We start from the raw sequence: 23,916 nt of genomic DNA, 5'->3' as shown, positions 1-23,916 counted from the left end.
TCCCCGGACCGGACCTGATCGGACGGGAACGACCCAGCACGAAGGAGCACCCCATGCGCGCAGTCATCATGCATGCCCCCGGCGACGTCCGCGTCGAGGAGCGCGAGGACCCTCGGATCATCGATCCGACGGACGCGATCATCCGCCTCACCGCCACCTGCATCTGCGGCTCGGACCTGTGGCCCTACCGCGGCGCCGACCAGCCCGATCACCAGCACATGGGCCACGAGTACGTGGGCGTCGTCGACGAGGTCGGTTCCGCCGTCGAGACCCTGGAGGTCGGGGACTTCGTCGTCGGCTCCTTCGTGATCTCCTGCGGCACCTGCGAGATCTGCCGCGCGGGCCACCAGTCCCGCTGCGTGAACGCGGTGTTCGTGGACGGCGCGATCGGCACCCAGGCCGAGAGGGCCCGGATCCCCTTCGCCGACGGCACCCTCGTGGCGACGCCCGGCCAGCCGGACGCCGCGCTCATCCCCTCGCTGCTCGCCGCCTCCGACGTGCTCGGCACGGGCTGGTTCGCGGCCGACGCCGCCCAGGCCGGTCCCGGGAGGATCGTCGCCGTGGTGGGCGACGGCGCCGTGGGCCTGATGGGCGTGCTGGCCGCGCAGCAGATGGGCGCCGAGCGCATCATCGTCGTCAGCCGCCACGCCGACCGGCAGGCGCTGGCCCGCGAGTACGGAGCCACCGACATCATCGAGGAACGGGGCGACGAGGGCGTGGCGCGTCTGAAGGAGCTCACGGACGGGCTCGGCGCGCACTCCACGATCGAGGCCGTCGGCAGCCAGGAGTCGATGATGCAGGCGATCCGCTCCACCCGCCCCGGCGGATCCGTGGGCTTCGTGGGCGTCTCGCACGACGTGCAGATCCCCGGTGACGAGCTGTTCTTCTCCGCCGTCCACCTCCACGGCGGCCCTGCTCCGGTGCGCCGCTACCTGCCCGAGCTGATCCAGCTCATCTGGGACCGGGTGATCGATCCGGGGAAGGTCTTCGACCTGATCCTGCCCCTGGCCGACGCCGCCGAGGGCTACCGCGCCATGGACGAGCGCCGCGCCACCAAGGTGCTGCTGACCCTCTAACCCCGCCCGCCGGGGACCAGCATCACCACCTCGACCCCACACCCCACCCCGAGAAGGGCCCATGACCGCCACGATCCCGCCAGCAGCCCCCTCGCCGGCACCCTCCCCGGACGCTGCGTCCAGCACCGCGTCCCCGCACGCACTCGCTCCCGCTCCCGCGAAGCTCCCGGCCGTCACCTACGTGCTCACCGCAGGCACCTTCCTCATGGGGACCACCGAGTTCGTGGTCGCCGGGCTGCTGCCCGCCGTCGCGGCCGACTTCTCCGTGAGCATCGCGGCCGCGGGCCTCGCGATCACGGTCTTCGCGATCGGCATGATCGTCGGGGCCCCGACGATGGCGCTCGCGACGCTGCGTGTACCGCACCGGGTCACCCTCACCGCGGCGCTGCTGGTCTTCGCCGTCGGCCACGCCATCGGCGCCCTCACTCCCGACTACGCGGTGCTGCTGGGCACCCGCGTGCTCACGGCGATCGCCACCGGAGCGTTCTGGGCCGTGGCCTCGGTCGCCGCCGTGAACGCCGCCGGTCCCCGGGCCAGCTCACGAGCCCTGGGGATCGTGCTGGGCGGCGGCATGCTCGCCAATGTCCTCGGGGTGCCGCTCGGGGCCTTCGCGGGCCAGGTCATCGGCTGGCGGGGCACCTTCTGGGCGCTCGCGCTGCTGGCCGCGGTGCTCTCCGTGGTGATCGCGCGCAGCGTGCCAGGCACCTCCCCGGCCGACGAACCAGCGCCCGCACCGTCGGCCGACGGGCCCGCGCCCGCCCCGTCGATCCGAGCCGAGCTCGCCGCCCTGCGCTCCGGGAGGCTCTGGCTCGTGCTCGCCACCTGCGCGATGGTCACGGGCGGCGTGCTGTCGATCTACAGCTTCATCTCCCCGATCCTCACCGACGCAGCCGGCCTCCCGCAGGCCTGGGTCCCCGCAGCCCTCATGGGCTTCGGCATCGCCGCACTGATCGGCTCGGTACTCGGCGGCCGGATGGGTGACACCCATCCCCTGGCCACCCCGCTGGTCACGAGCATCGCGACCCTCGTGGTCGCCCTGGCCCTGCTCCAGTTCGCCGCGGTGCCGGCTGCGGCGCTCGTGCTGTTCGTGCTGCTCGGACTCGTCGGCCTGTCCGCGAATCCGGTGCTGGTGGGCCTGGCGAACCGTTACGGCGGAGAGTCCTCGACCCTGGCCACGGCGATGCCCACCTCGATCTTCAACCTGGGCACGGCGATCGGCACCGGCATCGCCGGGGCCGGCCTGGCCTCGGGGCTGGGCACGCGCGGACCGCTGCTGGTCGGCGCCGTCGGCGCGGCCCTGGTGCTGATCCCTCTGGGCCTGCTGATCCTCCGTGAGCGGGGTACGCAGCTCGCACGCTGACCTCCCCCGCCCGTGCGGAGTCCCTCGGTCGCACGGGACTCCTCGACCGCCCAGGAATCATCGGCTGCACGACCGCTGCTCGCCATGGTCCCTGTAGGACGGAGGCGAGCTCTGCTCACATCCGGCGGGAATAAACTTGCGGACCGTCCCGTTGTAGGAGACTGTAGCGGTGGTGGACAGCTGGAGTCCGCGGCGAAGACCGGTGACCGAACACCGATCTGAGCGCCTCATGGACGAGTAACTCCCGGCTCAACAGCTGCTGCCACCGAAGCGATGCGCGCGACCTTTCCACACCGCGCGACCGTGCAGCCATCGGCCCGACCTTGCGGAGAACCGCAGAGTTCAGGCCTGCAGCACGTGCGCTTCCGGGCCGCCGCCCACCAGGGCAGGCATCCCGGTGACATGACACCTCGCTGGTGAGAGTCCAGCACCCACATCATCGCGTCGGCTCCGGTCGACGTCGCATGCGTCAGCTATCTGCTGGCGCCGAAGGAGAACACCATGACAACCCTCAGCACCACCTACAGCCCGACCACCCCGGCAGCACCGACGGCCCCGAGCGCCTCTCAGCGCTCCGGCACCCGCACGGTCGTGTTCCGCGACCAGAGCGCCGGCGTGCGCTACCTGACCAGGTCGGATCGCCCGACGGACCTCTCGACGACCTGGGAGGACGGCAACGTCTACCCCGTCATCGAGGTGGATCTGTCCTCCGCGGCCCATCTGGCCGGCCATCGCCGCACCGGCACGGCCGGTTCTGCCGGCCGCTCCGGTCGCGCCCGCCGTCGCCGCTCGAAGAGCGCCGCCGCCCGCAGCTGACCCCGCAGCCGGCGCAGACCCGGCATCTGCCACGCATCGGCAGCGGCCGATCACCTCGAGCCGTGCACTCCCTGCTCAGACCATGGTCTGAAGGCAGGTGGTGCACGGCTCGATCGTCGTTCCCCGTTGTCCCGACAGCGATGCCAGGGGTGAGGCGGACAAGTGACTCAGGCGGTCAGGCGGTCAGGCGGTCAGGCGGTCAGGCGGTCAGGCGGCGGAGCGTTCCCGGTGCGCCGCCACCGCCGCCTCGGCATCGGCCATGACCAGCATGCCGTTGATGTGTCCCCCGGCGAGCGACCCGGCCGCGGCCGACGGCCCCACCTGGGCGCTGGGATCGGTGACGTTGCCGGCCACCCAGACCCCGGGCACCTCGGTGGCTCCGGCGAAGCCGCTGGAGATCTTCTCGCCCATCCCGCCGGGCACCTCCTCAATGGCAAGACCCAGCGCGTCCAGGCCCTCCAGCCGCGGGTGCATCACGGTCGCTGCGACGAGCACGGTGCGCGGCACGACCTCTCCGCCGACCAGCCGCACCCCCGCGACGGAGCCGTCGTCGGAGGCGACGATCTCCTCGATCCCGGTCTCGATGACGGGGATGCCCCGGGCGGCGCAGCGCTCCCGGGAGTCCTCGTCGAGCTCGAACCCGTGGACGAAGACGGTGATGTCCTCGCTCAGCTGACGGAACATGAGCGCCTGGTGGAGGGATGCCGGGCGGGTCGCGATGATGCCGATGGCTTCACCGCGCACCTCATAGCCGTGGCAGAAGGGGCAGTGGACGAGCCCGTGCCCCCAATGCCGGGCGAGGCCCGGGATCTCGGGCAGCTCGTCGCGCAGCCCGGTCGCGACCAGGAGCCGGCGGGCCGTGAGCCGGCGACCGTCCGCGAGATCGACAGTGAAGCGCAGGTCCCCGTCGGCCGACGGCTCCGCGGCCTGCGCGGAGGTGACCTCGCCTGGCACGATGATGCCGCCGTACCGGCGCACCTCCTCGCGCCCGCGCTCGAGGTACTCCGCCGGCGGCGTGCCCTCGTTGCCGAGCAGGCCGTGGATGCCCTCGGCCGGGGCGTTGCGAGGATCTCCGCTGTCGATCACGACCACCGAGCGGAGGGAGCGGACCAGCATGAGCGCGCTGTTGAGACCGGCGGCGCCACCGCCGATCACGACGACATCCACGAGGTCGCCGAGGGCGTCGAGGGCGTCGGGCACGGACGAGTCGGACAGGGAAACGGGAGCGGGCGTATGTGGTGACGTCATGCTCCCGACGCTAGACAGCGTTGCCGCACATGCATAGACTTTTGCGCATGACGCAAGGAATCAGAGATGTCGACAGCCTCGTGCGCCAACGCCTTCGTGCTCTGCGTCTCGCCCAGGGCCTGTCGCTCGGGGACCTCGCGGAGCGCGCACACCTCAGCCCCTCGACGCTCTCGCGGATCGAGAACGGGCAGCGACGCCTCGCCCTGGATCAGCTGGTGCTCCTCGCACGCGGCCTCGACACGAGCTTGGACGAGCTGGTCGAGGTCCAGGAGGACGAGGTCGTCTCGAACGCGATGATGGACCGCGGCCTGGACTCCCTGCACTGGTCGGTGCGTCGCTCCCCCGGCACCACCATCCTGCGCCGCCGCGTGACCGGGCCGCCGCCCGCCACGGATCGGGCGCGAGCCCACCCTGGCCAGGAGTGGCTCGTGGTGCTCTCCGGAACGCTCACCCTACTGCTGGGCGATCGGCGCTATCGGATCGAGGCGAACCAGAGCGCCGAGTTCGACACGATGCTCCCCCACGCCTTCGGCGCCGAGGGCGGGCCCGTCGACGTGCTGATGATGGTGGACCGCGCCGCCCGACGCGAGCACCGCGAGGGCGACGACGACGCGGGCTGACAGCGGGCAGAGAGGCCCCACTCGCCGTCGCTCTTGACACGCGCGAAGTTCGCAGTGCAGGATCCTCGTCATACGAATAACGTCCAGCGGATCACACTGGCGCCGCTGCGCGGACGCAGCCGAACTGGCCGACACGGCCGACGCAACCGACGCACGACGAACCGACGCACGACGAACCGCACCGAGTTCACATCCGCATCCGACCCCGAGGAGGGGCCATGGCACAGCGCCCCACCATGCATGACGTCGCCGCCGCCGCCGGCGTATCGCAGGCCGTCGTGTCCCTCGTGCTCAGCGGATCGTCCGCCGGTCGGGCCTCCGAGACCACGGCCCAGCGCGTCCGAGATGCCGCCGCGAAACTCGGATACCGCACGAACCTGCAGGCCAAGAGCCTGAAAACGGGCGTCACGGAGATCATCGGGCTGGTTGGCGACGAGGTCGCCACGTCACCGTTCTCCGGCATGATGATCAAGGGCGCGCAGGACCGCGCCTGGCAGGATCAGCACACGCTGATGACCGTCGATACCGGCGGTGACGACGATCTCGAGCGCGCGGCGATCGAGACGATGCTGTCCCATCGGGTCCGCGGAATCATCTACACCGCGATGTACCACCGTGAAGTGACGGTCCCGGCCGCCGCCCTCGACACCCACGTCGTCTGCCTGAACGCTCGCGATCTCGACGGTCGAGCTCCCAGCGTCATCCCCGACGAGGTCACGGGAGGCTACGAGGCCACCCGCAGCCTTCTCGACGCCGGCCACACCCGCATCGCCATGGTCAACATCCACGACACGCTGCCTGCAGCCCGAGGTCGACGTGAGGGATACGAGCGGGCACTGCTCGAGGTGGGCATCGAGGTGGACCCGGAACTGGTCTACCAGGGTGAGGGCATCCAGCGCTCCGACTTCGAGGCCGTCCGCCACCTGATGGCCCTGCCGGCGCCGCCCACCGCAATCTTCTGCGGCAACGACCGCAGCGCCCTCGGCGCCTATCAGGCACTGGCCGAGCTGAGCCTCCACGTCCCCGGCGACGTCTCCGTCGTCGGCTTCGACGACCAGGATCTGCTGCGCGACTTCTTCCATCCGGCGCTGACCACCGTCCGCCTCCCCTTCGCCGAGATGGGCGACAAGGCCGCCGCCCTGGCGCTCGACCCCTCTGCGCCGGCGGACGTCCACCTGGTCCACTGCCCGGTCATCCACCGCAAGTCCGTTGCCCCGCCGAAAGGACGATGATGTCGCACTCGCTCACCGCCACCGATGTCGGAACCACGTCGCCGACCGATTCCGACCCCGGCGCTCCACCTCAGGGAGCATCGCCCGGGCCTCCGCCCCCGCGCGCCAGAAAGCACCTCCCGACCCGCATTTTTCAGGCCTGGCAGTTATACGTATTACTCGCCCCGGCGCTCATCTACCTCGTCGTCTTCAAGTACTGGCCGATGTACGGGGCCCAGATCGCGTTCCGCGACTACAACCCGGTCGACGGGTTCTTCTGGAGCCCTTGGGTGGGGTTGGACCACTTCGTCGCCTTCGTGACCTCGTTCCAGTTCGAACGGCTGGTCGCCAACACGCTGACGATCAACACCGTCGGCCTGCTGGTGGCGTTCCCGGTCCCGATCATCCTCGCCCTCATCGTGAACCAGCTGCCCAGCGAGCGGTTCAAGCGGATGACGCAGACGATCCTCTACGCGCCGTCCTTCATCTCCGTCGTGGTCATCGTGGGCATGATCCACCTGCTGTTCTCCCCCAGCTCCGGCATGGTGAACCACGCGATCTCCCTGCTGGGCGGCGAACCGATCTTCTTCATGGGGACGCCTGAGTGGTTCCGGCCCCTCTACATCGGCTCGGACATCTGGCAGAACGCCGGCTTCTCGATGATCATCTACCTCGCGGCGCTGACGGCCATCGATCCGTCGCTGCACGAGGCGGCCCGGATGGACGGCGCGAATCGTTTCCAGCGGATCCGGCACATCGACATCCCCGGGATCCTTCCCGTCATCACGATCCTGTTCATCTTCGCCGTGGGGAACATCTTCAACCTCGGGTTCGAGAAGGTCTATCTGATGCAGACGGACCTCAATCTCCCCACCTCCGAGGTCATCAACACCTACGTGTACAAGACCGGCCTGCAGAACGCCCAGTTCAGCTACTCAGCAGCCATCGGGCTCTTCAACTCCGTCCTCAACCTCCTGCTTCTCCTGACCTTCAACTGGGTCGCGAAGAAGGCCAACCAATCGAGCCTGTGGTGATGAACATGTCGAGCACCCTGTCCCCCGCGAAGAACTCCCCGCGCAGGGAGCCCTTCCACCGCCGCATGGCAGATCCTCTGTTCGGCGTGGTCACCTACGGCCTGATCGCCGTGGCGATCGTGCTGATCGTCTATCCGCTCTACTTCATCGTGATCGCGTCGATCTCCGACCCGAGCCTCGTCCAGCAGGGCAAGGTCGTCCTCTTCCCCCGGGGGATCACGTTCGACGGCTACCTGACCATCTTCGGGACCTCGACCATCGTGCGCGGGTTCGCGAACTCCGTGCTGTACACGGTGGTGGGCACCGCGCTCAGCGTGACCATGATCCTCACCGGCGCCTACGCCCTGAGCAGGAAGGACATGCCCGGACGCAACCTCTTCATGATCCTGTTCGTCATCACGATGTTCTTCGACGGCGGCATGATCGCCCGCTACCTCGTGGTGAAGGAGCTCGGCATGCTCAACACCATGTGGGCGGTCGTACTGCCCGGCGCAGTCGGGGTCTGGAACCTGATCATCGCCCGCACGTTCCTCCAGCAGAACCTCTCCCCAGAGCTGCGAGAGGCCGCCCAGCTCGACGGTGCCTCCGACTTCCGTTTCTTCTTCGGCATCGCGATCCCGCTGTCCAAGCCGCTCATCGTGCTGATGGTGATGATCCATCTCGTCGCGAACTGGAATGCGTTCTTCGACGCGATGATCTACCTCAACGACGAATCGAAGTATCCGCTGCAGCTCATCCTGCGAAATGTGCTCATCCAGTCCCAGGCCTCGGCCTCCGGGATGGACATGGCCTCCATGGACAGCACGGCCGCCGCCCAGAAGATGGGCGAGCTGCTCAAGTACTCGATGATCGTCGTCTCCACGATCCCGCTCCTGATCGCCTTCCCCTTCCTGCAGCGCCACTTCATCAAGGGCGCCACGCTCGGCGCTCTGAAGAGCTGACCCCGCATCCCCTCCCTGCATCACCCCCTCACTGCATCACCGTTACGAAGGAGTACCGCCATGCTTTCTCGCCGTCATTTCACCCTGTCCGCCACCGCTCTCGGCGTCACGATGCTCGGGGTCTCGGGCTGCTCCCGACCCTCGGAGCGCACCACCGAGGATCTCTCCTCCGACGTCGGCATGACTGACTCCGGCGTGCCGATCGTGACCGAGGAGCTGACCCTCGCCTTCGGCGGCGCGAAGTCCGCGCTCGCCCCGGACTTCGAGACGATGGAGCTGGTCAAGACCTGGAAAGACGATTCCGGCATCGAGATCACCTGGAACAACGAGCCCGACGAGGTCTGGGGGGAGAAGAAGAACCTGTTGCTGGCCAGCGGCGAGCTTCCCGACGCCCTGTTCAACACCGGGCTCTCCGATGCCGAGGTCGCCAAGTACGGGGCCAACGGCACCCTGATCGCCCTGGAGGACCTGATCGAGGAGAACGCCCCCACCCTGGCGGGGATCCTCGCGGAGCGACCGGACATCAAGGCCGCCATCACGGCATCCGACGGGCACATCTACACCCTGCCCTCCGTCGAGGAGATGGGCCTGGTCGAGTTCCCTCGCATGCTGTTCCTCAACACGGACTGGCTCGAGGAGTTCGACCTGGAGATGCCCACGACGGTAGAGGAGTACCACCAGGTTCTGCTGGCCTTCAAGGAGAATGTGCCCGGTGGCGTCCTTCCCCTGTCCTTCCTCGAGGTCAGCGACATCGCGGACCTGATCGCGGCGATCGGCGGGCAGCCCGACAACCCCGATCACCGCATCGTCCAGGACGGCAAGGTCATCTACACCGCGAACACCGAGGGCTTCCGCGACGCGATCGCCGAGCTCCACACCTGGTACGAGGAAGGACTCATCGACCAGGAGTCGTTCTCCCAGGACTACGTCAAGTTCGTCTCCAAGGGCAAGGCGGATCCGCAGACCCTGGGATCGTTCTACTTCTGGGAGATCCCGGAGGTGGTCGGCCCCGAGCGCGCGGACCAGTACGCGATCGTGCCGATCTTCCCCGGCCCCGACGGCGTCCAGCGGGCCAGCGTCGCCAACAACCAGGAGATCAACCGCGGCGCCTTCGCGATCAGCCGCACCAACGAGTACGCCGCCGCCACCCTGCGCTGGGCGGACATGCTCTTCGACCCGGTCATGAGCGCCCAGGCCAACTGGGGCCCGATCGGCATCTCGCAGGAGATCAACGACGACGGACTGCTCGAGCAGATCCCCGTGGGCGAGGGCGAGACCGAGCAGGAGCGTCGGGTGAAGGTCGCCCCCGGCGGCCCGAAGATCATCACCGCGAAGGACTTCGAGACGGTCGTGCTCGCGGAGCCCCGGGCCGCCGAGCGCCAGGCCCAGATCGCCGAGCACTATGAGCCCCATCGCGCCAACGAGAAGTACCCACCGGTCATGCTCTCGGTGGACGAGTTGAACCGGATCAGCACCATCGAGACGGACATCAACACCCTGGTCACCGAGAAGATCGCCACCTGGATCGTGAAGGGAGGCATCGAGGACCAGTGGGAAGGCTACGTCGCCCAGCTGGAGAGCATCGGCCTTCCCGAGGTCGTCGAGGTCTACCAGACTGCCTACGACCGTTTCACCTCGAACACCTGACCTCGAACACCCGATCACCCAGACGGCTCACCACCACGCTCCGCTCTGGACGCGGTGTCCCCAGCCGGCCCCACGACAATCGACTGAGAGACCATGACCATCACCTCCCCGTCCCGCCAGCGCACCGATCAGCATCGCCCGCAGTTCCATCTGACCCCCGAGGCCACCTGGATGAACGATCCCAACGGGCTCATCCACCACGACGGCGTCTGGCATGCGTTCTTCCAGAACAACCCCTTCGGCAGCACCTGGGGGAACATGTCCTGGGGCCACGCGGTCTCCGATGACCTCGCGACCTGGACCCACCTGCCGGTCGCACTCCTCTGCTCCGAGACGGAGATGATCTTCTCCGGGAGCATCGTCCATGACGCCGCGAACACCTCCGGCCTGGGGGCGCCGAGCGAGGACGGTCCGCTCGTGGCCTTCTACACGAGCGCGTACACGCCGGAGCATGCGACGGCTCCCGGCATCCAGGCGCAGTCGATCGCCTTCTCCCTCGACGGCGGCACGACCTGGGACTTCTACGCCGAGAACCCAGTGCTCACACGAGATTCGGAGAACTTCCGGGACCCGAAGGTGTTCTTCCATCCCGAGAGCGGCCGCTGGGTGATGGTCACGGTCGAGGCCCTGGACCACGCCGTTCATCTCCACACATCCACCGACCTGCTGTCCTGGGAGCCTGCCTCGACCGTCACGCACCCGGGGCTCGACGGCGGCATCTGGGAGTGTCCGGATCTCCTGCGGGTGCAGGTCCCGGGAACTGACCGGGCCCCCGGGCGGGAGGCATGGGTCCTGGTGATCAGCACCAACCCCGGTGGACCGGCCGGTGGATCCGGCACCTACGCGCTGATCGGCGACTTCGACGGGACCCGCTTCACGAGCGACGCGTCGCCGGTCCCCCTGGACCTGGGGCAGGACTGCTACGCGACGGTGTCCTTCTCGGGCGTGGACGGCGATCCGGTGCTGCTGGGCTGGATGAACAACTGGGCCTATGCGGAGCAGACTCCGACCGCGCCGTGGCGCTCGGCGATGACGCTGCCGCGGACCCTCCACGTGGAGCCGGCCGCGGACGGGACGCTCCACGTGGTCCAGCACGCGATCGTCCCGGGGGGTCTGCGATCCGTGGATCTCGACGCCGCGGTCGACGGGGAGCCCGTCCAGCTGGACGCGGACGAGCCCTTCCTTCTGCGAGGAACCCTCTCCCCGCAGGGGGCACGACGGATCGTGCTCCGGTTTGGTGCCGGACCGGCGCAGCGCGAGCTCGTGCTGGGCCTGGACCCGGAGGGGCACGTGGTCCTGGACCGCAGCCGCGCGCACCTCGAGCCCTTCGCTCCCGACCATTCCCGGTCACTGCCCTACAGCCCCCTGGCAGGAGCCGAGGGCGTCGCCTTCGACCTGGTCGTGGACCGCTCCTGCGTGGACCTCGAGCTCGATGGCGGCCGCGCCATGGTCTCCCAGCAGATCTTCCCCGCTGCCGATACCGTCGCCGTGCTGGTCGAGCGCTCGGCATGAGCGACCTGACCGTGCTGGTCGTCGGCGAAGCGCTCACCGACGTGGTGATCGGGGCCGACGGCGCCGAGGAGGCGCGTCCGGGCGGCAGTCCGGCCAACATCGCCGTGGGGCTCGCGCGGCTCGGGGTGGCGACCGATCTGCTGTGCCGGATCGGGCCGGACGCCTACGGGGACGAGCTGCGCAGCCATCTCGAGCAGGCGGGCGTCGGCCTGGTACCAGCCATCTCGGCCGGGCCCGATCGCACCTCCACCGCCGTGGCCCGGATCGGCCCCGACGGTGCGGCGATCTACTCCTTCGACATCGACTGGGACCCGGGCCCGATCAGCGTCGGTGAGGTGCGGGCGCTTCATACGGGGTCGCTGGCGATGGTCCTGGAGCCCGGCGCGTCCGAGGTCTCGGCCGCACTCTCCGCGGCCACCCCCTCCACCCTCGTCTCCCTCGACCCCAACATCCGGCCGTCCCTCTGCCTCCCCCGGGACGAGGCGCTGGCACGGTTCGAGGTCGCCATCGGCCGCGCCCACCTGGTCAAGATGAGCGACGAGGACCTCGAGTGGCTGTACCCGGGCGCGTCACCGGGCGAGGTCGCGGCAAGGATGCACGGGGCCGGGGTGCGACTGTTCGTAGTCACCCTCGGTGCGTGCGGATGCTTCCTCAGCACCGCCGAGTGGTCTGGCCGGATGCCGGCCGAGCCGACATCGATGGTCGACACGATCGGTGCAGGCGACGCCTTCATGTCCGGGCTGCTGTACGCCGTGCTCTCGAAGGACGGCGACGAGTCCGTGCGCACCGGTGACCTGCGCCGGCGGACGGTCGAGGGCTGGGCCCGCATCGCGCTCCGCAGCGCCGCGCTCACCGTAGGGCGTCACGGCGCCCAGCCCCCGCACCTCGCCGAGCTGCGGACGCGAACCTGAACGCCGACGCGAACGCAGATGCAGACGCAGGCGCAGGCGCAGACGCAGACGCAGACGCAGAACGCTTCCTGATGATCGCCCCGTCCGCCCGCGGCCGGGGCGCATACTGAGAGCGACGCCGCCGCTTCGACGACGCCGTACCTCGGGTGGGCGGGTCCGATCCCGCTCCAGGAAGGATCGTCTGATGAGCGAGCAGCCAGTCATCCCCCCGCAGGCCCCGACCGTCGCGCCATCCGGTCCCCCGCCGACACCGCAGGCACCGTCGGTTCCCCCGCGGATGCCGCAGGCATCGTCGGGTCCGCACCCCGGACCGGCCCCGTCGCTGACCGCGGCTCCATCGTCAGGCACCGCGGGCACCGCCCGCTACCCCTGGTACCTGCGCTTCGCGTGGATCCTCGCGCTGGTGGCCGGGATCATCGCGTATGTGGCGACGTTCGTGATCATGCTGCTGACCCGGAACCCCACGATGCTGCCCACCGTGCTGCTGGTCGGCGCCGCGACCATCCCCCTCACGGTCCTGCTGTTCGCGCAGTCCAGCCGGGTGGGCCCGCTCGTGCCCACCCGCACCGTCCTGGTGACGGTCGCGCTGGGCGGGCTGTTCGGGATCTGCGCCGCCGGCCTGGAGGAGACCATCGCCGGCCTGCTCCTGGGCAAGGCCTCGATCCTGCTGGTCGGCGTGATCGAGGAGACCGCGAAGCTCGTGGTCCCGTTGATCGTGCTGGGCCTGGCCCATCGCAGCACCCGGGGCGGGGGCGTCGTGATCGGCATCGCGGCCGGCACCGGGTTCGCGGTCCTGGAGACCATGGGCTACGGGTTCAACGCCCTGCTGTCCCGGAGCGGCGGACTCGGCGCGCTCGACTCGACCCTGATCCTCCGCGGCATCCTCGTGCCGGCCGGGCACGTGGCCTGGACCGGCGCGATCTGCGCGGCCCTGCTGACGCTCACGATCCTCGCCCATCGCGCCTTCGTGCGGCGGGCCCTTCCGCCCGCCGGGAAGGTGGCCGCCGGAACCCGTTCGACTGGCGCGGAATACACCATCCCCTCCCCTCGTTGAAAATTCACGTCAACGGCTCTCGGCACGAGCGTCGGTCGACCGGCACCGCACCCCACCAGGCCGCGTCCGCCAGCAGGCGAGGAGAACACCATGAAGAAGAACATCCACCCCGAGTACCGCCCCGTCGTCTTCCGTGACGCGAGCGCCCACCACTCGTTCCTCACCAACTCCACCCGTACGTCGTCCACCACGGTGACCTGGGAGGACGGCAAGGAGTACCCGGTGATCGACATCGAGATCTCCTCCGCCTCGCACCCCTTCCACACCGGCCGCGCCGCCGTGCGCGACGCCGCGGGCCGGATCGAGCAGTTCCGTCGCCGCTACGGCCGCACCGGGGTCCTGACCGCCTGACCGCGTCCGGTCAGACGGTCGCGTCCCGGGCCCCCAACCACGGCGCAAGGTGATCCTCGGCGCCGAGCCACGGGGCAAGACCGTCGGACCACTCGTCCGCCGTGAGCAGGCTGCGCCCGAAGGCCCCGCGCACCCGCTCCCGATCGGCCGGGTCGACGCCGGTGACCACCAGGCGCGTCGTGGGCAGCTCGAGACCCGCCTTCCACACGGCGCCGACGGAGACCTGACCGCCGGCGCCGTCCCATTGGCAGATGCTGTCGGGCCGGTCAGGGACCCAGAACCGACCCCGGCTGCGCAGCTTCCCGGATCCCAGGTCCTCGATGTTCTCGAGCAGGCGCTGCGGATGGAACGGTCGCCGGGAGGTGAGGTCGAGCGTCCAGGTGCCGTGCGCGGTCAGGCCGCCGTAGGGCTCGACGTATCGCATGTCGCGTCGGCGCAGGCCGACGAGATGATCGAGGTGCCCTCCGAGAACCTGGTCGAGCCCGACCTCGTGCGGCCCGGCTGCGAGGATCTGATCCGGGGCACGCAGATGCTCCAGCAGCTCAGCGCCCTCCGAGCGAGGATCTCCGTCCACGACGAGCAGGTCGGAGTATTCGATCTGCGCGGCGAGCGCCTCGCCGACGCTTCGCTGGTCCCCGTCGGCCCATTGCACGCCGCGCTCGGCGAGCGTGGCGTCCCCGAGCAGATCATCCAGTGCGGAGCCGGAGGAGAGCACCGCAGCGGCACCTGCGAGATGCCAGCGGTCCTGATGGGGCTGCAGAGTTCCCACCACGACCGTGGGATCGGCGCTGAGGGGAGGTGCGAGCAGCACACCGGCGCACCGGGGATCCCCCGCGAGACGGGCCAGGGTCGGCACGGCGTCCTCGCGCATGGCGCAGGAGACGCACGGGTGCTCGAGGTGGATGACCTCGTCCTCGATCACACCGTCGGCCCGCAGGATCAGGCGGCGCAGTGCGGCAGAGGCCGCATCCACCTCGTAGCGGAGCTCGACCACGCCCTGGCCGTCGAGCAGCAGGCTCGCGACCAGCGCATCCCGGAGCACCGGATCGATGGCCGTGACCACGGCGACAGGCAGGGAATGCCCATCACCCCGCGGTCGTTGAAACTGATCGAACCCGTGGACGTCGGTCATGCCGACACCACCTTCCTTACTTGACGATAACGATTCTCATTAATAGTATCGCTGAGCATGTCCCAGCACTGTCAAGTCACCGGAGCCGCACCGAGCTTCGGGAAGTCCATCTCCCACTCGCATCGACGCACCTCGCGCCGGTTCGACCCCAACATCCAGCGCAAGCGGTTCTACGTCCCGTCCCTGGGCCGCACCGTGAGGCTCCGAGTCTCCGTACGCGGCCTGCGCACCATCGATCGCCGCGGGATCGAGGCCGTCGTGGCCGAGATCCGTTCCCGCGGCGAGAAGATCTGAAAGGAGCCATACCCATGGCCAGGAAGAACGACGTGCGCGGCACCGTGAAGCTGCGCTCCACCGCCGGCACCGGCTACACGTACATGACCAGCAAGAACCGCCGGAACACCCCGGATCGGCTCTCTGCCCGCAAGTTCGATCCGCGCGCTCGCGCCGTCGTCGAGTTCCGCGAGGAGCGCTGATGGCGAAGACCTCGAAGATCGCCGCTGACCAGCGCCGACGGGGGACCGTCGCCCGGCACGCCGAGCACCGCGCCGCCCTCAAGGCCGCGATCAAGGACCCGTCGACGACCCTCGCCGAGAAGGTCCAGGCCCAACGTGCCCTGCAGCGTCTACCACGGGACGCCAGCCCCACCCGCCTGCGCAACCGCGACGCGATCGACGGCAGGCCCCGCGGCTACCTGCGGACCTTCGGGCTCTCGAGAGTCCACTTCCGGGCCGCAGCCCACCGCGGTGAGCTGCCCGGCATCACGAAATCCAGCTGGTGACCACGACGCGCCGCGGTGAGGAACCGGGCCCGTCCGGTCGCCTGCCAGCCACAACAACAACAACCCCAACCACAACGTTCCGGTGAGAGATCACCCGGAGAGGACTCGACCATGAAGACAGCTATCCATCCCGAGTACCGCAGCGTCGTCTTCCGCGACGCGAGCGCCGACTTCTCGTTCCTGACCCGCTCCACCCGTACCTCCGACAAGAGGGTGACCTGGGAGGACGGCAGGGAGTACCCCGTGATCGACGTCGAGGTCTCCTCGGCTTCCCACCCCTTCTACACCGGCAAGGCGACCGTGCTCGACACCGCAGGCCGGGTCGAGAAGTTCCGTCGTCGCTACGGGAAGTCCGCCCCTCAGCCGGCCGCCGCTGACGATGCCGGTGCCGGTGCCGCAGAGACTGCGGGTGCCTGATGAAGGTTCGCTCCTCGCTGCGGTCCCTGATCCGCAAGCCCGGCGCCCAGGTGGTGCGTCGCCGCGGCCGGATCTACGTGATCAACACGAAGGACCCCCGGTTCAAGGGTCGGCAGAAGGGCTGATCCGACGGGCAGGTCCCGATGCCCGGCACCCTTGATCGAGCCGTACGTTCTGTGCAGACAGGCCTCACTCTCCGTACAGAACGCACGGCTCGTTCTGTCGTCAGGACGGGTCGGTGGCTCTCTGTCGTCAGGACGGGATGAGGTTCTCGCCTGAGCGACGGCGGGCTGATCTTGTGCTCCCCTTCCTGCCCTTGACCCCGCGCACTACCGTAGAAGCACGCCCATACCGGACGTGCCGAGGAAAGGCGCCTCCCATGACGACACCACCAGCGACGACGGAGTCGGCCACGTCGCAGTCATCGACTGCAGCGACGGAGAAGGGTCTGCCGCTGCTGGAGACAGACGTGCTCGTCGTCGGCGCCGGGCCCACCGGACTGATGGCCGCCCTGGTCCTATCCCGGCGCGGGGTGCCTGCCCTCGTGATCGACGCCAAGGCCGGACCCACGCGGGAGTCGCGAGCGATCGTGGTCCAGGCGCGCAGCATGGAGATCTACGACCAGCTGGGTCTCGCGCAGGAGGTGATCGACGGGGCCGTGGCCGCGGAGGGCATGCAGATCCGTGCGGAGAGCGCGTCGGGCGGTCTGCTGTCGAGCGCGAGCGGCGTCGACATCGAGCGCATGCAGCAGGGTCAGACTCCGTTCCCCGGAGTCCAGGTCTTCGAGCAGTCCCGGAACGAGGAGCTGCTGGCCCGGGTCCTCGCCGACGAGGGCCGTCCGGTCCTGTGGCGGCATGCGCTGGAGTCGCTGGACGCACCCTCCGGAAGCCCGGTCGAAGCACTGGTCAGCAGCCCGGACGGGCCGCTGCGGATCCGGGCGCGCTGGTGCATCGGCGCCGATGGGGCGAGCTCGACCGTGCGCCACGAGCTGGGCCTGCCCTTCGACGGTGTCACCGATGACGCGACGTTCTGCGTGGCAGATCTCCACGGCGTCACCGGGCTGCCCGACAAGTCCCTGGCCGCCCGCTTCGGGGACGAGAAGTTCGCGGTCCTGTTCCCGCTCGGGCCCGGCGGCCATGTGCGGCTGATCTGGCTGCACGGCGATGAGCATCCCGAGCAGGAATCTGCCCTCGCGGAGGCCCGCGCCGACCTCGACATCGACTACGACAGGGTCGACTGGTTCTCCACCTACCGCGTGCACCACCGCATCGCCCCGCGCTTCCGGCAGGGTGCCGCCTTCCTCGCCGGCGATGCCGGGCACGTGCATTCACCCCTCGGCGGCCAGGGCATGAACACCGGCCTGCAGGATGCCCACCACCTCGCGCACCTGCTGGCCGACGTCACCTCCGGGCGGTGCACCGAGGCGGCTCTGGACCGCTACGACAGCGAGCGTCGACTCGTCGCGACGACCCTGATCACCGCCACCGACCGCGCCTTCGGGCTCGTCGCCCGACCCGGCCGCGGCACGGCCTTCCTGCGCCGACGGGCCCGGGATGTGATGGCCGAGCTCGCGCCGCGGCTGCTCAGCACGCGTCTCGGCCCCTACGTCGGCGGCCTGCTCGGCCAGTACCGGATCCGCTACCACCCGGTGCCCGCGGAGGCGCCGGTGCCGCAGTGGGCCACCGATCCCGCCGTCGGCCTGCGCCTTCCCCCGACCGCGGAGAACGCCGAGGCCCTGCGCGCGATGAGCTGGCAGCTCCACACCTATGGGGCCGACGCCGGCCGGCCGATCGACGTCCCGACCTGGGTCGATGGACCGCTGCACTTCTCCCCGGACCCGCAGGCCCGGCTCCGCACGGATCGGCTGTATCTCGTGCGGCCCGACGGCTACGTGGCCGCGTCGCTCCCGGTGCACGCCGGCTCCTCCGCCGTCCATGAGGTGCGAGCGGCCCTCGCGGCCTACGACGTCATCGCATGACCGGTGGGCCCGGCGTCGAACGGCGGGCTCGACCTCGGTGCGCCGGGACGAGAGCGCACGACCCCACACATAGGGTGCCGGGATGGACCTCCACGACATCGCCGCCCGGATCGAGAAGCTCTCCACCCAGTACGCGGAGGTCTACGGCATCGAACGCTCCGGCGAATGGGCGCTGCTCAAGCTCACCGAGGAGGTCGGGGAGCTCGCGCAGGCGCACCTGACCGCGACCGGGCAGAGCCGCGACCGCGGGCTGGCGGCCGATGCTCAGCGGAAGGTGCTGGCCGACGAGGTGGGCGACGTGCTCGGCATGTGCCTGGTCTATGCGCAGCAGATGGGCATCGACCCGGTCGAGGCAGTCACCGAGAAATGGTTCCAGTACGAGCGCGCGGTGCCGGCGCGGGATTCGGCGGGCACGGGGCCGACGGGGACGGCCGCGGCCACAGGCGTCGGATCAGCCGCGACCACGGGTGCCGGACCGGCCGCGGCCACCGGCGTCGGACCGGCCGCGACCACGGGCGCCGGATCATGAGCCTCGCGGTCTCGATCAAAGCCGTCCTGCTGGACGCCGACGGCCGCGTGCTGCTGGGACGGAACCCGCGTCAGGAATGGGAGCTGCTGGGCGGCCGGCCCGACCCCGAGGACGCCTCGCCCCAGGACACGCTGCGGCGCGAGCTCCTCGAGGAGGCCGGCCTCGCGGTCGACGTCGGCCCGATCCTGGACTCGTGGATCTACGACCTCGGCGAGCTGGGACGGGTCTGCATCGTCACCTACCGCGCGACCCTCCCCGACAGCTCGTCGCTGCAGGTCAGCGAGGAGCACTCCGATCTGCGCTGGTTCACGGCCGACGAGGTGCTCACCGCCCCGATGCCGCAGGGCTACAAGGACTCCGTACGCAGGGCGCGTTGACGGGACGGCGGGCTCCCTGACGGGACGGCGGGCGCATTGACGGGCCGGCGTCAGGCCTTCAGCCCGTAGTGGTCGGCGACCGTCCGGGACAGATCCTTGGCCTCCTCGGCGGTCGGCGCCTCGGCGAACACCCGGATGACCGGCTCGGTGCCGGAGAAGCGGATGGTCAGCCAGGAGTCGTCGGCGAAGTACACCTTGCAGCCGTCCTCCCAGGAGGTCCGGTCGATCTCCCGCTCGAAGCCGGGCAGATCGTGCTCCTCGAAGATCCGTCGCTGCAGCTCGTCGCGGCGCGCGGGCGTGTAGCCGTAGGAGGACTCCTCCATCACCAGCTCGCCGTAGCGCGCCACGAGGTCCGCATAGATCGCCGAGAGCGTCTTCCCGGAGCGGGCCACCATCTCCACCAGCAGGCTGCCGGCGTAGATGCCGTCCTTCCCGGGGATGTGGCCGCGCACGGTGAGCCCGCCGGAGGACTCGCCGCCGATGACGGCGTCCGTCTCCGCCATCTTCGAGCTGATCCATTTGAAGCCCACGGGGACCTCGTGGCAGACCTCGCCATGAGCGGCGGCGACCCGATCCAGCAGGTGCGTGGTCGAGAGGTTGCGGACCACGGGCCCGCTCCACCCCTTGCCGGTGAGCAGGTACTCGTACAGCAGCACGAGCACCTGGTTGGGGCTGAGGTAGTTCCCGAGGTCGTCGATGATGCCGAGCCGGTCCGCGTCGCCGTCGGTGGCGATGCCGAGGTCTGCACCCTGATCCAGGACCGCCTGGCGCAGCGGCGAGAGCGAGCCCTCCGCGGGGGACGGCATGCGGCCGCCGAACAGCGGATCGTGGCGGGCGTTGATGACGGAGACTTCGCAGCGGGCGCTGACGAGGATCGTCTGCAGGCTGGTCTGGGCCACGCCGAACATGGGGTCCAGCACCACCGAGAGGTGGGCGTGGCGGATGGCGTCCAGATCCAGCTGCTCGATGATCGCGTCGAGATACCAGTTGATCGAGCTCTGCTGGGTGACCAGCGGGCTGTCCGCCACCTCGTGCGGGGCCAGGGAGCGCACCGCAGCCGGGTCCAGGGTCCTGACGTGCGCGGTGATCTCGTCGGTGACCTCGAGCTCGGCATCGCGACCACCCTCGGTGAACACCTTGATGCCGTTGTACAGAGCGGGATTGTGGGAGGCCGTGACCGTGATCCCGTAGGCGCTGCCCTTCTGCTTCACGGTCCACATGCACATCGGGGTGGGGACCGGGCGGGTGATCACGGTGACCGGCACGTCATTGCCGGCGAGCACCTCGATCGCCCACCAGGCGGCGACATCGGAGAGGAAGCGACGGTCGTAGCTGAGCACGACTCCGCGCTCGACCACTCCCTCGTCATGCATCCTGTCGGCGAGCCCCTGCGCGAGCAGGCGGACGTTCTCCCGGGTGAACTCGTCGCCGATGATGGCGCGCCAGCCGCCGGTGCCGAACTCGATCATGGGAAATCCTCCTGGGGTAGCGGTGTTCTCCGGGGTCGTCGCGATGCGCTCAGACCGCGACTGTCCGGGTGTTCTGGGGAGCCTGCTGGCCGCCGTCGAAGTACTCGACGACGTCGGCGGGGACGGGCGGGATGTCGTAGGGGACGCCGCCGTTCCGGATCGACTCGGCCCCGTAGACGCCGGTCGCCACGGCCTCCCGGGCCGCGATGACGGAGACGTCGGTGATCCCGCCCTCGCGGGCGAAGCGCAGGAACTCTGCGACCAGGCTCGGGTCGGCGCCACCGTGGCCGCCGTCGGCCCGCGCGATGACCTCGACCGCGTCGGGGCGGCCGGGCCCGGAGCGGCGGGACTCCCAGATGTGGATCTGGTCGCCGCTGCCGTCTCCCATGTTCTCGATCCGTCCGGCGTCGCCGATGACGGTGTAGTTGCGCCAGTAGTCGGGGGTGAAGTGGCACTGCTCGTAGGAGGCGAGCACCCCGTTGTCGAGCGTCATGCTCAACATCGAGATGTCCTCGACGTCCACGACGGGGTTGAGCTCCTTCTGCTCCGTGGGCGGCCAGTTGTCCTCGTCGTACCAGTCCCACATGCGACGGTCGGAGTTGTCGCGGCGATCGGTGACGTCTCCGTAGACGGCGAGGTCGCCGATGCCGGAGACGCGGCGCGTGTAGCCGCCGGCCAGCCAGTGGATCACGTCGATGTCGTGGGCGCCCTTCTGCAGCAGCAGAGAGGTCGCCTTGGAGCGGTCCGCGTGCCAGTCCTTGAAGTAGAAGTCGCCGCCCGTGCCCACGAAGTGGCGGCACCAGATCGCCCGCACCCGGCCGATGCGCCCAGAGTCGACGATGGCCTTCATCTGCCGGATCACCGGCATGTGGCGCATGTTGTGGCCGACGAACAGGCGCGTGCGGTTCTCCATCGCGAGGGCGAGCATCGCGTCGGTGTCCTCGACCCGGATCGCCATGGGCTTCTCCGAGAAGGTGGGGATGCCGGCGGCGAGCGTCTTCAGCGCGACCTCGGCGTGGGCGAAGTCGGGGGTCAGGATCATGACCGCGTCGACCTCGTGCTCCGCGAGCAGCTGGTCGACGTCGTCGACGGTCGCGACGTCGTCCCCGAACAGCTCGCGGGCCGAGTCCTTGCTGCGAGGCGTCGGGTCGGCCACGACCGTGACGCGGGATCCCTCCCCCGGCTGGTGGGCGTGGCGGGCGAGGCCGCCTCGGGCGCCGAAGCCGACGACTCCGATCTTGAGGTCAGACATGAAGGGAACCACTTTCGATGAGGTGCATGACGCGCTTCGTCCCATCCTCCCCCGAGCAGGGTCGGCGCGGGAGGCGAACGCTCCACGAGTTTGAACCGATTTACAAAGTAGGTGAAAGCATTTACTCTCGATCTCACCCTGTCAAGGTGCCGATGCCGACGGGTGAGTGCCGCCTCCCCGGGGCGCCGACCGAGAGGACCGATCTCGTGACCACCTCGACAGCGCAATCCCCCGCACCGCCCCCGCAGGTGGTGAGGGCCGCTCGGAGCACATCGTCCGCGCCCCGGAGACCACGGGGCACCTTCCGCAACCGGGTGCGGAAGGACTGGCAGATGCTCGTCCTGATGATCCCTGGGGCCCTGTGCCTGCTGCTGTTCTTCTACGTCCCCATCCTCGGCAATGTCATCGCCTTCCAGGACTACTACCCCTTCATCACGATCCCCGAGGCCGAGTGGGTAGGGCTGTGGAACTTCATCGACCTGTTCAACGACGAGCAGTTCCTGATCGCTCTGCGCAACACGCTCGTGCTGGCGGTCGTCCAGCTGGTGCTGTTCTTCCCGGTCCCGATCGTGCTCGCGCTGATCGTCGACTCGGTGATGACGCCGCGCTTCCGCAAGGCCTTCCAGTCGATCGTCTACCTGCCGCACTTCCTGTCATGGGTGCTGGTCATCGCCCTGTTCCAGCAGATGCTGGGCGGCGCTGGGTTCATCAACCAGTTCCTGGCCTCCCATGGCATGGACACGATCCCCTTCATGACCAACCCGAGCACTTTCCCCCTGCTGGTGACCCTGCAGGTGGTCTGGAAGGACGCCGGATGGGGAATGATCATCTTCCTCGCGGCGCTCGCTTCCATCCCGGCCTCGTTGTACGAATCCGCCGCGACGGACGGCGCAGGACGCCTCCATCGCATCTGGCATATCACGCTTCCCGGCATGCGCCCGGTGATCGTGCTGCTGCTGATCCTGCAGCTCGGGTCGATCCTCACCGTCGGCTTCGAGCAGTTCATCCTCCAGCGAGACGCCGTCGGCCCCGATGCCGCCGAAGTGCTCGACACGTACAGCTACTACGCGGGCGTGATCGACGGCAGCTGGTCGATGGGCGCGGCCGCCGGCCTGGCCAAGGGAGTCGTGGGCACGGTCCTCATCCTCGCCTCCAACAAGATCGCCCACCTGCTCGGTGAGGACGGCATCTACCGCGGGAGCAGCAAGTGAGCACATCGACCACGCACCCCCTCGAGAACTCGACACGCTCCGCGCTGCCGGACGAACGGGGATTCCACCGACGGCTCTGGGACCTGATCGGCGGACGCTCGGAACGGCCCGCATGGATGGAGAGGCCCTCCCCCTCGCTGACCCTCCTCAAGACCCTCGTGATCCTCGCGATCTCGATCTCGATCCTGGTGCCGATGCTCGTCGTGGTCTCCACCTCGCTCGCCTCGGACGCAGAGATCCGCGAGGCCGGCGGCTACGTGCTCTTCCCGACCGAGCCGACGCTCGAGGCATACCGCACCATCTTCGCCAGCCCGCTCATCTTCCGCTCGCTGGGTGTGAGCGTGCTGGTGACGGTGGCTGGAACGCTCATCGCGCTGTTCGTGACGATCACGATGGCCTACGCCCTCAGCCGCCCGGTGCTGTTCGGCAAGCCGATGCTGTTGGCGATCGTGCTGACGATGTTCTTCTCCCCCGGGCTGATCCCGCTGTACCTCATGATCAAAGAACTGCACATGCTGGACAGCCTGTGGTCCCTGATCCTGCCGACGGCATTCGCCGCCTTCAACTTCATCGTGATGCGCTCGTTCTTCATGGCGCTGCCCCAGGAGCTGCTCGAAGCCGCCCGCATCGACGGGGCCAGCGACTTCCGGATCCTCTGGCAGATCGTCATCCCGCTGTCGAAAGCGGTGATCGCCGTGATCGGGCTGTTCTACGCGGTGGCGTACTGGAACGCCTTCTTCAACGCGATGCTCTACATCAACGACCAGGAGCTCTGGCCGATCCAGCTCATCCTGCGCAGCTACGTCATCCAGGGCACATCGATGACTGCGGACCAGCTCGGCGTCCAGCAGACCGCCGCCCCGCAGTCGATCAAGATGGCCGTCGTCGTCGTGGCGCTGGTCCCGATCCTGCTGGTCTACCCCTTCCTCCAGAAGTACTTCTCCAAGGGCGTCATCACCGGCGCCGTCAAGGGCTGAACGAACTGCCCT

General features: G+C 69.2%; 26 protein-coding genes. 22 read left to right on the top strand and 4 right to left on the bottom strand.

Going from position 1 to position 23,916, the window contains the following annotated elements:
* Nucleotides 1–53 precede the first annotated feature (53 nt).
* The 3 genes from INT49_RS05110 to INT49_RS05100 all read left to right on the top strand — a co-directional run bounded on the left by INT49_RS05110 (nt 54) and on the right by INT49_RS05100 (nt 3,252).
* Nucleotides 54–1,076, top strand: a complete 1,023-nt coding sequence (locus INT49_RS05110) for a zinc-dependent alcohol dehydrogenase family protein (protein WP_193116637.1) — start codon at nt 54–56, stop codon at nt 1,074–1,076.
* Nucleotides 1,077–1,137: 61 nt separating this feature from the next.
* Nucleotides 1,138–2,436 (top strand): MFS transporter, encoded by a 1,299-nt coding sequence (locus INT49_RS05105; RefSeq protein WP_193116636.1) that lies wholly within the window; start codon nt 1,138–1,140, stop codon nt 2,434–2,436.
* A 501-nt stretch (nt 2,437–2,937) separates the two neighbouring features.
* Nucleotides 2,938–3,252 carry a hypothetical protein gene (locus INT49_RS05100; RefSeq protein WP_226849760.1) on the top strand — a complete coding sequence of 105 codons (315 nt, stop codon included), beginning with the start codon at nt 2,938–2,940 and terminating at the stop codon, nt 3,250–3,252.
* Between the two features lie 207 nt (nt 3,253–3,459).
* Here INT49_RS05100 and INT49_RS05095 read toward each other — a convergent pair whose 3' ends face one another.
* Nucleotides 3,460–4,500 carry an NAD(P)/FAD-dependent oxidoreductase gene (locus INT49_RS05095; protein ID WP_193116635.1) on the bottom strand — a complete coding sequence of 347 codons (1,041 nt, stop codon included), beginning with the start codon at nt 4,498–4,500 and terminating at the stop codon, nt 3,460–3,462.
* A gap of 47 nt (nt 4,501–4,547) precedes the next feature.
* Here INT49_RS05095 and INT49_RS05090 point away from each other — a divergent pair, with 47 nt between their 5' ends.
* The 9 genes from INT49_RS05090 to INT49_RS05050 all read left to right on the top strand — a co-directional run bounded on the left by INT49_RS05090 (nt 4,548) and on the right by INT49_RS05050 (nt 13,781).
* Nucleotides 4,548–5,120 carry a helix-turn-helix domain-containing protein gene (locus tag INT49_RS05090; RefSeq protein WP_193116634.1) on the top strand — a complete coding sequence of 191 codons (573 nt, stop codon included), beginning with the start codon at nt 4,548–4,550 and terminating at the stop codon, nt 5,118–5,120.
* A gap of 218 nt (nt 5,121–5,338) precedes the next feature.
* Nucleotides 5,339–6,352 carry a LacI family DNA-binding transcriptional regulator gene (locus INT49_RS05085; RefSeq protein WP_226849759.1) on the top strand — a complete coding sequence of 338 codons (1,014 nt, stop codon included), beginning with the start codon at nt 5,339–5,341 and terminating at the stop codon, nt 6,350–6,352.
* The gene (locus tag INT49_RS05080) at nt 6,349–7,365 is read left to right on the top strand and encodes an ABC transporter permease (RefSeq protein WP_226849758.1); all 1,017 of its coding nucleotides are present in this window, start codon (nt 6,349–6,351) and stop codon (nt 7,363–7,365) included. Before INT49_RS05085 ends, INT49_RS05080 begins: the two co-directional genes overlap by 4 nt.
* Complete coding sequence (locus tag INT49_RS05075) at nt 7,365–8,306, top strand: carbohydrate ABC transporter permease (RefSeq protein WP_193116633.1); 942 nt, start codon at nt 7,365–7,367, stop codon at nt 8,304–8,306. The genes INT49_RS05080 and INT49_RS05075 overlap by 1 nt, the downstream gene beginning before the upstream one ends.
* 60 nt (nt 8,307–8,366) lie before the next feature.
* The gene (locus tag INT49_RS05070) at nt 8,367–9,953 is read left to right on the top strand and encodes an extracellular solute-binding protein (RefSeq protein ID WP_193116632.1); all 1,587 of its coding nucleotides are present in this window, start codon (nt 8,367–8,369) and stop codon (nt 9,951–9,953) included.
* 93 nt (nt 9,954–10,046) lie between these two features.
* Nucleotides 10,047–11,465, top strand: a complete 1,419-nt coding sequence (locus INT49_RS05065; RefSeq protein ID WP_193116631.1) for a GH32 C-terminal domain-containing protein — start codon at nt 10,047–10,049, stop codon at nt 11,463–11,465.
* Nucleotides 11,462–12,376 (top strand): carbohydrate kinase family protein, encoded by a 915-nt coding sequence (locus INT49_RS05060; RefSeq protein WP_193116630.1) that lies wholly within the window; start codon nt 11,462–11,464, stop codon nt 12,374–12,376. The genes INT49_RS05065 and INT49_RS05060 overlap by 4 nt, the downstream gene beginning before the upstream one ends.
* Before the next feature lie 184 nt (nt 12,377–12,560).
* Complete coding sequence (locus tag INT49_RS05055; RefSeq protein ID WP_193116629.1) at nt 12,561–13,430, top strand: PrsW family intramembrane metalloprotease; 870 nt, start codon at nt 12,561–12,563, stop codon at nt 13,428–13,430.
* A gap of 90 nt (nt 13,431–13,520) precedes the next feature.
* Entirely contained in the window at nt 13,521–13,781 is a 261-nt protein-coding gene (locus INT49_RS05050) for a type B 50S ribosomal protein L31 (RefSeq protein WP_193116628.1), read from the top strand.
* Nucleotides 13,782–13,791: 10 nt separating this feature from the next.
* Here the strand turns inward: INT49_RS05050 and INT49_RS05045 are convergent, their stop codons facing one another.
* Complete coding sequence (locus INT49_RS05045; protein ID WP_193116627.1) at nt 13,792–14,913, bottom strand: CobW family GTP-binding protein; 1,122 nt, start codon at nt 14,911–14,913, stop codon at nt 13,792–13,794.
* 57 nt (nt 14,914–14,970) lie between these two features.
* Between INT49_RS05045 and rpmB the strand changes: the two genes are divergently transcribed.
* From rpmB to INT49_RS05005, 8 genes are all read left to right on the top strand, one after another.
* Entirely contained in the window at nt 14,971–15,207 is a 237-nt protein-coding gene (gene rpmB / locus INT49_RS05040) for a 50S ribosomal protein L28 (protein ID WP_193116626.1), read from the top strand.
* A gap of 14 nt (nt 15,208–15,221) precedes the next feature.
* Complete coding sequence (rpmG, locus tag INT49_RS05035) at nt 15,222–15,389, top strand: 50S ribosomal protein L33 (RefSeq protein ID WP_193116625.1); 168 nt, start codon at nt 15,222–15,224, stop codon at nt 15,387–15,389.
* Entirely contained in the window at nt 15,389–15,694 is a 306-nt protein-coding gene (gene rpsN / locus INT49_RS05030) for a 30S ribosomal protein S14 (protein ID WP_193116624.1), read from the top strand. Before rpmG ends, rpsN begins: the two co-directional genes overlap by 1 nt.
* Before the next feature lie 111 nt (nt 15,695–15,805).
* On the top strand, nt 15,806–16,111 hold the full coding sequence (locus tag INT49_RS05025) for a type B 50S ribosomal protein L31 (RefSeq protein WP_193116623.1): 306 nt from the start codon (nt 15,806–15,808) through the stop codon (nt 16,109–16,111).
* Nucleotides 16,111–16,236: a 50S ribosomal protein L36 gene (rpmJ, locus tag INT49_RS05020; protein ID WP_193116622.1), complete on the top strand. Its 126-nt coding sequence runs from the start codon at nt 16,111–16,113 to the stop codon at nt 16,234–16,236. The genes INT49_RS05025 and rpmJ overlap by 1 nt, the downstream gene beginning before the upstream one ends.
* Before the next feature lie 254 nt (nt 16,237–16,490).
* Nucleotides 16,491–18,089 (top strand): FAD-dependent monooxygenase, encoded by a 1,599-nt coding sequence (locus INT49_RS05015; RefSeq protein ID WP_193116621.1) that lies wholly within the window; start codon nt 16,491–16,493, stop codon nt 18,087–18,089.
* 82 nt (nt 18,090–18,171) lie between these two features.
* Nucleotides 18,172–18,618, top strand: a complete 447-nt coding sequence (locus INT49_RS05010; RefSeq protein WP_193116620.1) for a nucleoside triphosphate pyrophosphohydrolase family protein — start codon at nt 18,172–18,174, stop codon at nt 18,616–18,618.
* Nucleotides 18,615–18,995, top strand: a complete 381-nt coding sequence (locus INT49_RS05005; RefSeq protein ID WP_193116619.1) for an NUDIX domain-containing protein — start codon at nt 18,615–18,617, stop codon at nt 18,993–18,995. Before INT49_RS05010 ends, INT49_RS05005 begins: the two co-directional genes overlap by 4 nt.
* A gap of 50 nt (nt 18,996–19,045) precedes the next feature.
* On the opposite strand, the gene INT49_RS05000 is transcribed toward INT49_RS05005, so the two are convergent.
* Both INT49_RS05000 and INT49_RS04995 read right to left on the bottom strand, forming a co-directional pair.
* Nucleotides 19,046–20,464, bottom strand: a complete 1,419-nt coding sequence (locus tag INT49_RS05000) for a phosphoglucomutase/phosphomannomutase family protein (protein ID WP_193116618.1) — start codon at nt 20,462–20,464, stop codon at nt 19,046–19,048.
* Nucleotides 20,465–20,513: 49 nt separating this feature from the next.
* The gene (locus INT49_RS04995) at nt 20,514–21,716 is read right to left on the bottom strand and encodes a Gfo/Idh/MocA family protein (protein WP_193116617.1); all 1,203 of its coding nucleotides are present in this window, start codon (nt 21,714–21,716) and stop codon (nt 20,514–20,516) included.
* A gap of 332 nt (nt 21,717–22,048) precedes the next feature.
* Between INT49_RS04995 and INT49_RS04990 the strand changes: the two genes are divergently transcribed.
* Nucleotides 22,049–22,927 carry an ABC transporter permease gene (locus tag INT49_RS04990; RefSeq protein ID WP_226849757.1) on the top strand — a complete coding sequence of 293 codons (879 nt, stop codon included), beginning with the start codon at nt 22,049–22,051 and terminating at the stop codon, nt 22,925–22,927.
* Entirely contained in the window at nt 22,924–23,904 is a 981-nt protein-coding gene (locus tag INT49_RS04985) for a carbohydrate ABC transporter permease (RefSeq protein ID WP_319021516.1), read from the top strand. The genes INT49_RS04990 and INT49_RS04985 overlap by 4 nt, the downstream gene beginning before the upstream one ends.
* Nucleotides 23,905–23,916: the final 12 nt, after the last annotated feature.

It is taken from the genome of Brachybacterium tyrofermentans, assembly GCF_014897585.1.
Classification (GTDB): domain Bacteria; phylum Actinomycetota; class Actinomycetes; order Actinomycetales; family Dermabacteraceae; genus Brachybacterium; species Brachybacterium tyrofermentans.
The sequence above is the reverse complement of the archived record's forward strand: the minus strand, read 5'-3'. Positions and strand labels throughout refer to the sequence as shown.

Excerpts from the sequence above, each read along its gene's own strand:
- INT49_RS05110 (WP_193116637.1), top strand. The coding sequence starts at position 54 with ATGCGCGCAGTCATCATGCATGCCCCCGGCGACGTCCGCGTCGAGGAG.
- INT49_RS05105 (WP_193116636.1), top strand. The coding sequence starts at position 1,138 with ATGACCGCCACGATCCCGCCAGCAGCCCCCTCGCCGGCACCCTCCCCG.
- INT49_RS05100 (WP_226849760.1), top strand. The coding sequence starts at position 2,938 with ATGACAACCCTCAGCACCACCTACAGCCCGACCACCCCGGCAGCACCG.
- INT49_RS05095 (WP_193116635.1), bottom strand. The coding sequence starts at position 4,500 with ATGACGTCACCACATACGCCCGCTCCCGTTTCCCTGTCCGACTCGTCC.
- INT49_RS05090 (WP_193116634.1), top strand. The coding sequence starts at position 4,548 with ATGACGCAAGGAATCAGAGATGTCGACAGCCTCGTGCGCCAACGCCTT.
- INT49_RS05085 (WP_226849759.1), top strand. The coding sequence starts at position 5,339 with ATGGCACAGCGCCCCACCATGCATGACGTCGCCGCCGCCGCCGGCGTA.
- INT49_RS05080 (WP_226849758.1), top strand. The coding sequence starts at position 6,349 with ATGATGTCGCACTCGCTCACCGCCACCGATGTCGGAACCACGTCGCCG.
- INT49_RS05075 (WP_193116633.1), top strand. The coding sequence starts at position 7,365 with ATGAACATGTCGAGCACCCTGTCCCCCGCGAAGAACTCCCCGCGCAGG.
- INT49_RS05070 (WP_193116632.1), top strand. The coding sequence starts at position 8,367 with ATGCTTTCTCGCCGTCATTTCACCCTGTCCGCCACCGCTCTCGGCGTC.
- INT49_RS05065 (WP_193116631.1), top strand. The coding sequence starts at position 10,047 with ATGACCATCACCTCCCCGTCCCGCCAGCGCACCGATCAGCATCGCCCG.
- INT49_RS05060 (WP_193116630.1), top strand. The coding sequence starts at position 11,462 with ATGAGCGACCTGACCGTGCTGGTCGTCGGCGAAGCGCTCACCGACGTG.
- INT49_RS05055 (WP_193116629.1), top strand. The coding sequence starts at position 12,561 with ATGAGCGAGCAGCCAGTCATCCCCCCGCAGGCCCCGACCGTCGCGCCA.
- INT49_RS05050 (WP_193116628.1), top strand. The coding sequence starts at position 13,521 with ATGAAGAAGAACATCCACCCCGAGTACCGCCCCGTCGTCTTCCGTGAC.
- INT49_RS05045 (WP_193116627.1), bottom strand. The coding sequence starts at position 14,913 with ATGACCGACGTCCACGGGTTCGATCAGTTTCAACGACCGCGGGGTGAT.
- rpmB (WP_193116626.1), top strand. The coding sequence starts at position 14,971 with ATGTCCCAGCACTGTCAAGTCACCGGAGCCGCACCGAGCTTCGGGAAG.
- rpmG (WP_193116625.1), top strand. The coding sequence starts at position 15,222 with ATGGCCAGGAAGAACGACGTGCGCGGCACCGTGAAGCTGCGCTCCACC.
- rpsN (WP_193116624.1), top strand. The coding sequence starts at position 15,389 with ATGGCGAAGACCTCGAAGATCGCCGCTGACCAGCGCCGACGGGGGACC.
- INT49_RS05025 (WP_193116623.1), top strand. The coding sequence starts at position 15,806 with ATGAAGACAGCTATCCATCCCGAGTACCGCAGCGTCGTCTTCCGCGAC.
- rpmJ (WP_193116622.1), top strand. The coding sequence starts at position 16,111 with ATGAAGGTTCGCTCCTCGCTGCGGTCCCTGATCCGCAAGCCCGGCGCC.
- INT49_RS05015 (WP_193116621.1), top strand. The coding sequence starts at position 16,491 with ATGACGACACCACCAGCGACGACGGAGTCGGCCACGTCGCAGTCATCG.
- INT49_RS05010 (WP_193116620.1), top strand. The coding sequence starts at position 18,172 with ATGGACCTCCACGACATCGCCGCCCGGATCGAGAAGCTCTCCACCCAG.
- INT49_RS05005 (WP_193116619.1), top strand. The coding sequence starts at position 18,615 with ATGAGCCTCGCGGTCTCGATCAAAGCCGTCCTGCTGGACGCCGACGGC.
- INT49_RS05000 (WP_193116618.1), bottom strand. The coding sequence starts at position 20,464 with ATGATCGAGTTCGGCACCGGCGGCTGGCGCGCCATCATCGGCGACGAG.
- INT49_RS04995 (WP_193116617.1), bottom strand. The coding sequence starts at position 21,716 with ATGTCTGACCTCAAGATCGGAGTCGTCGGCTTCGGCGCCCGAGGCGGC.
- INT49_RS04990 (WP_226849757.1), top strand. The coding sequence starts at position 22,049 with ATGCTCGTCCTGATGATCCCTGGGGCCCTGTGCCTGCTGCTGTTCTTC.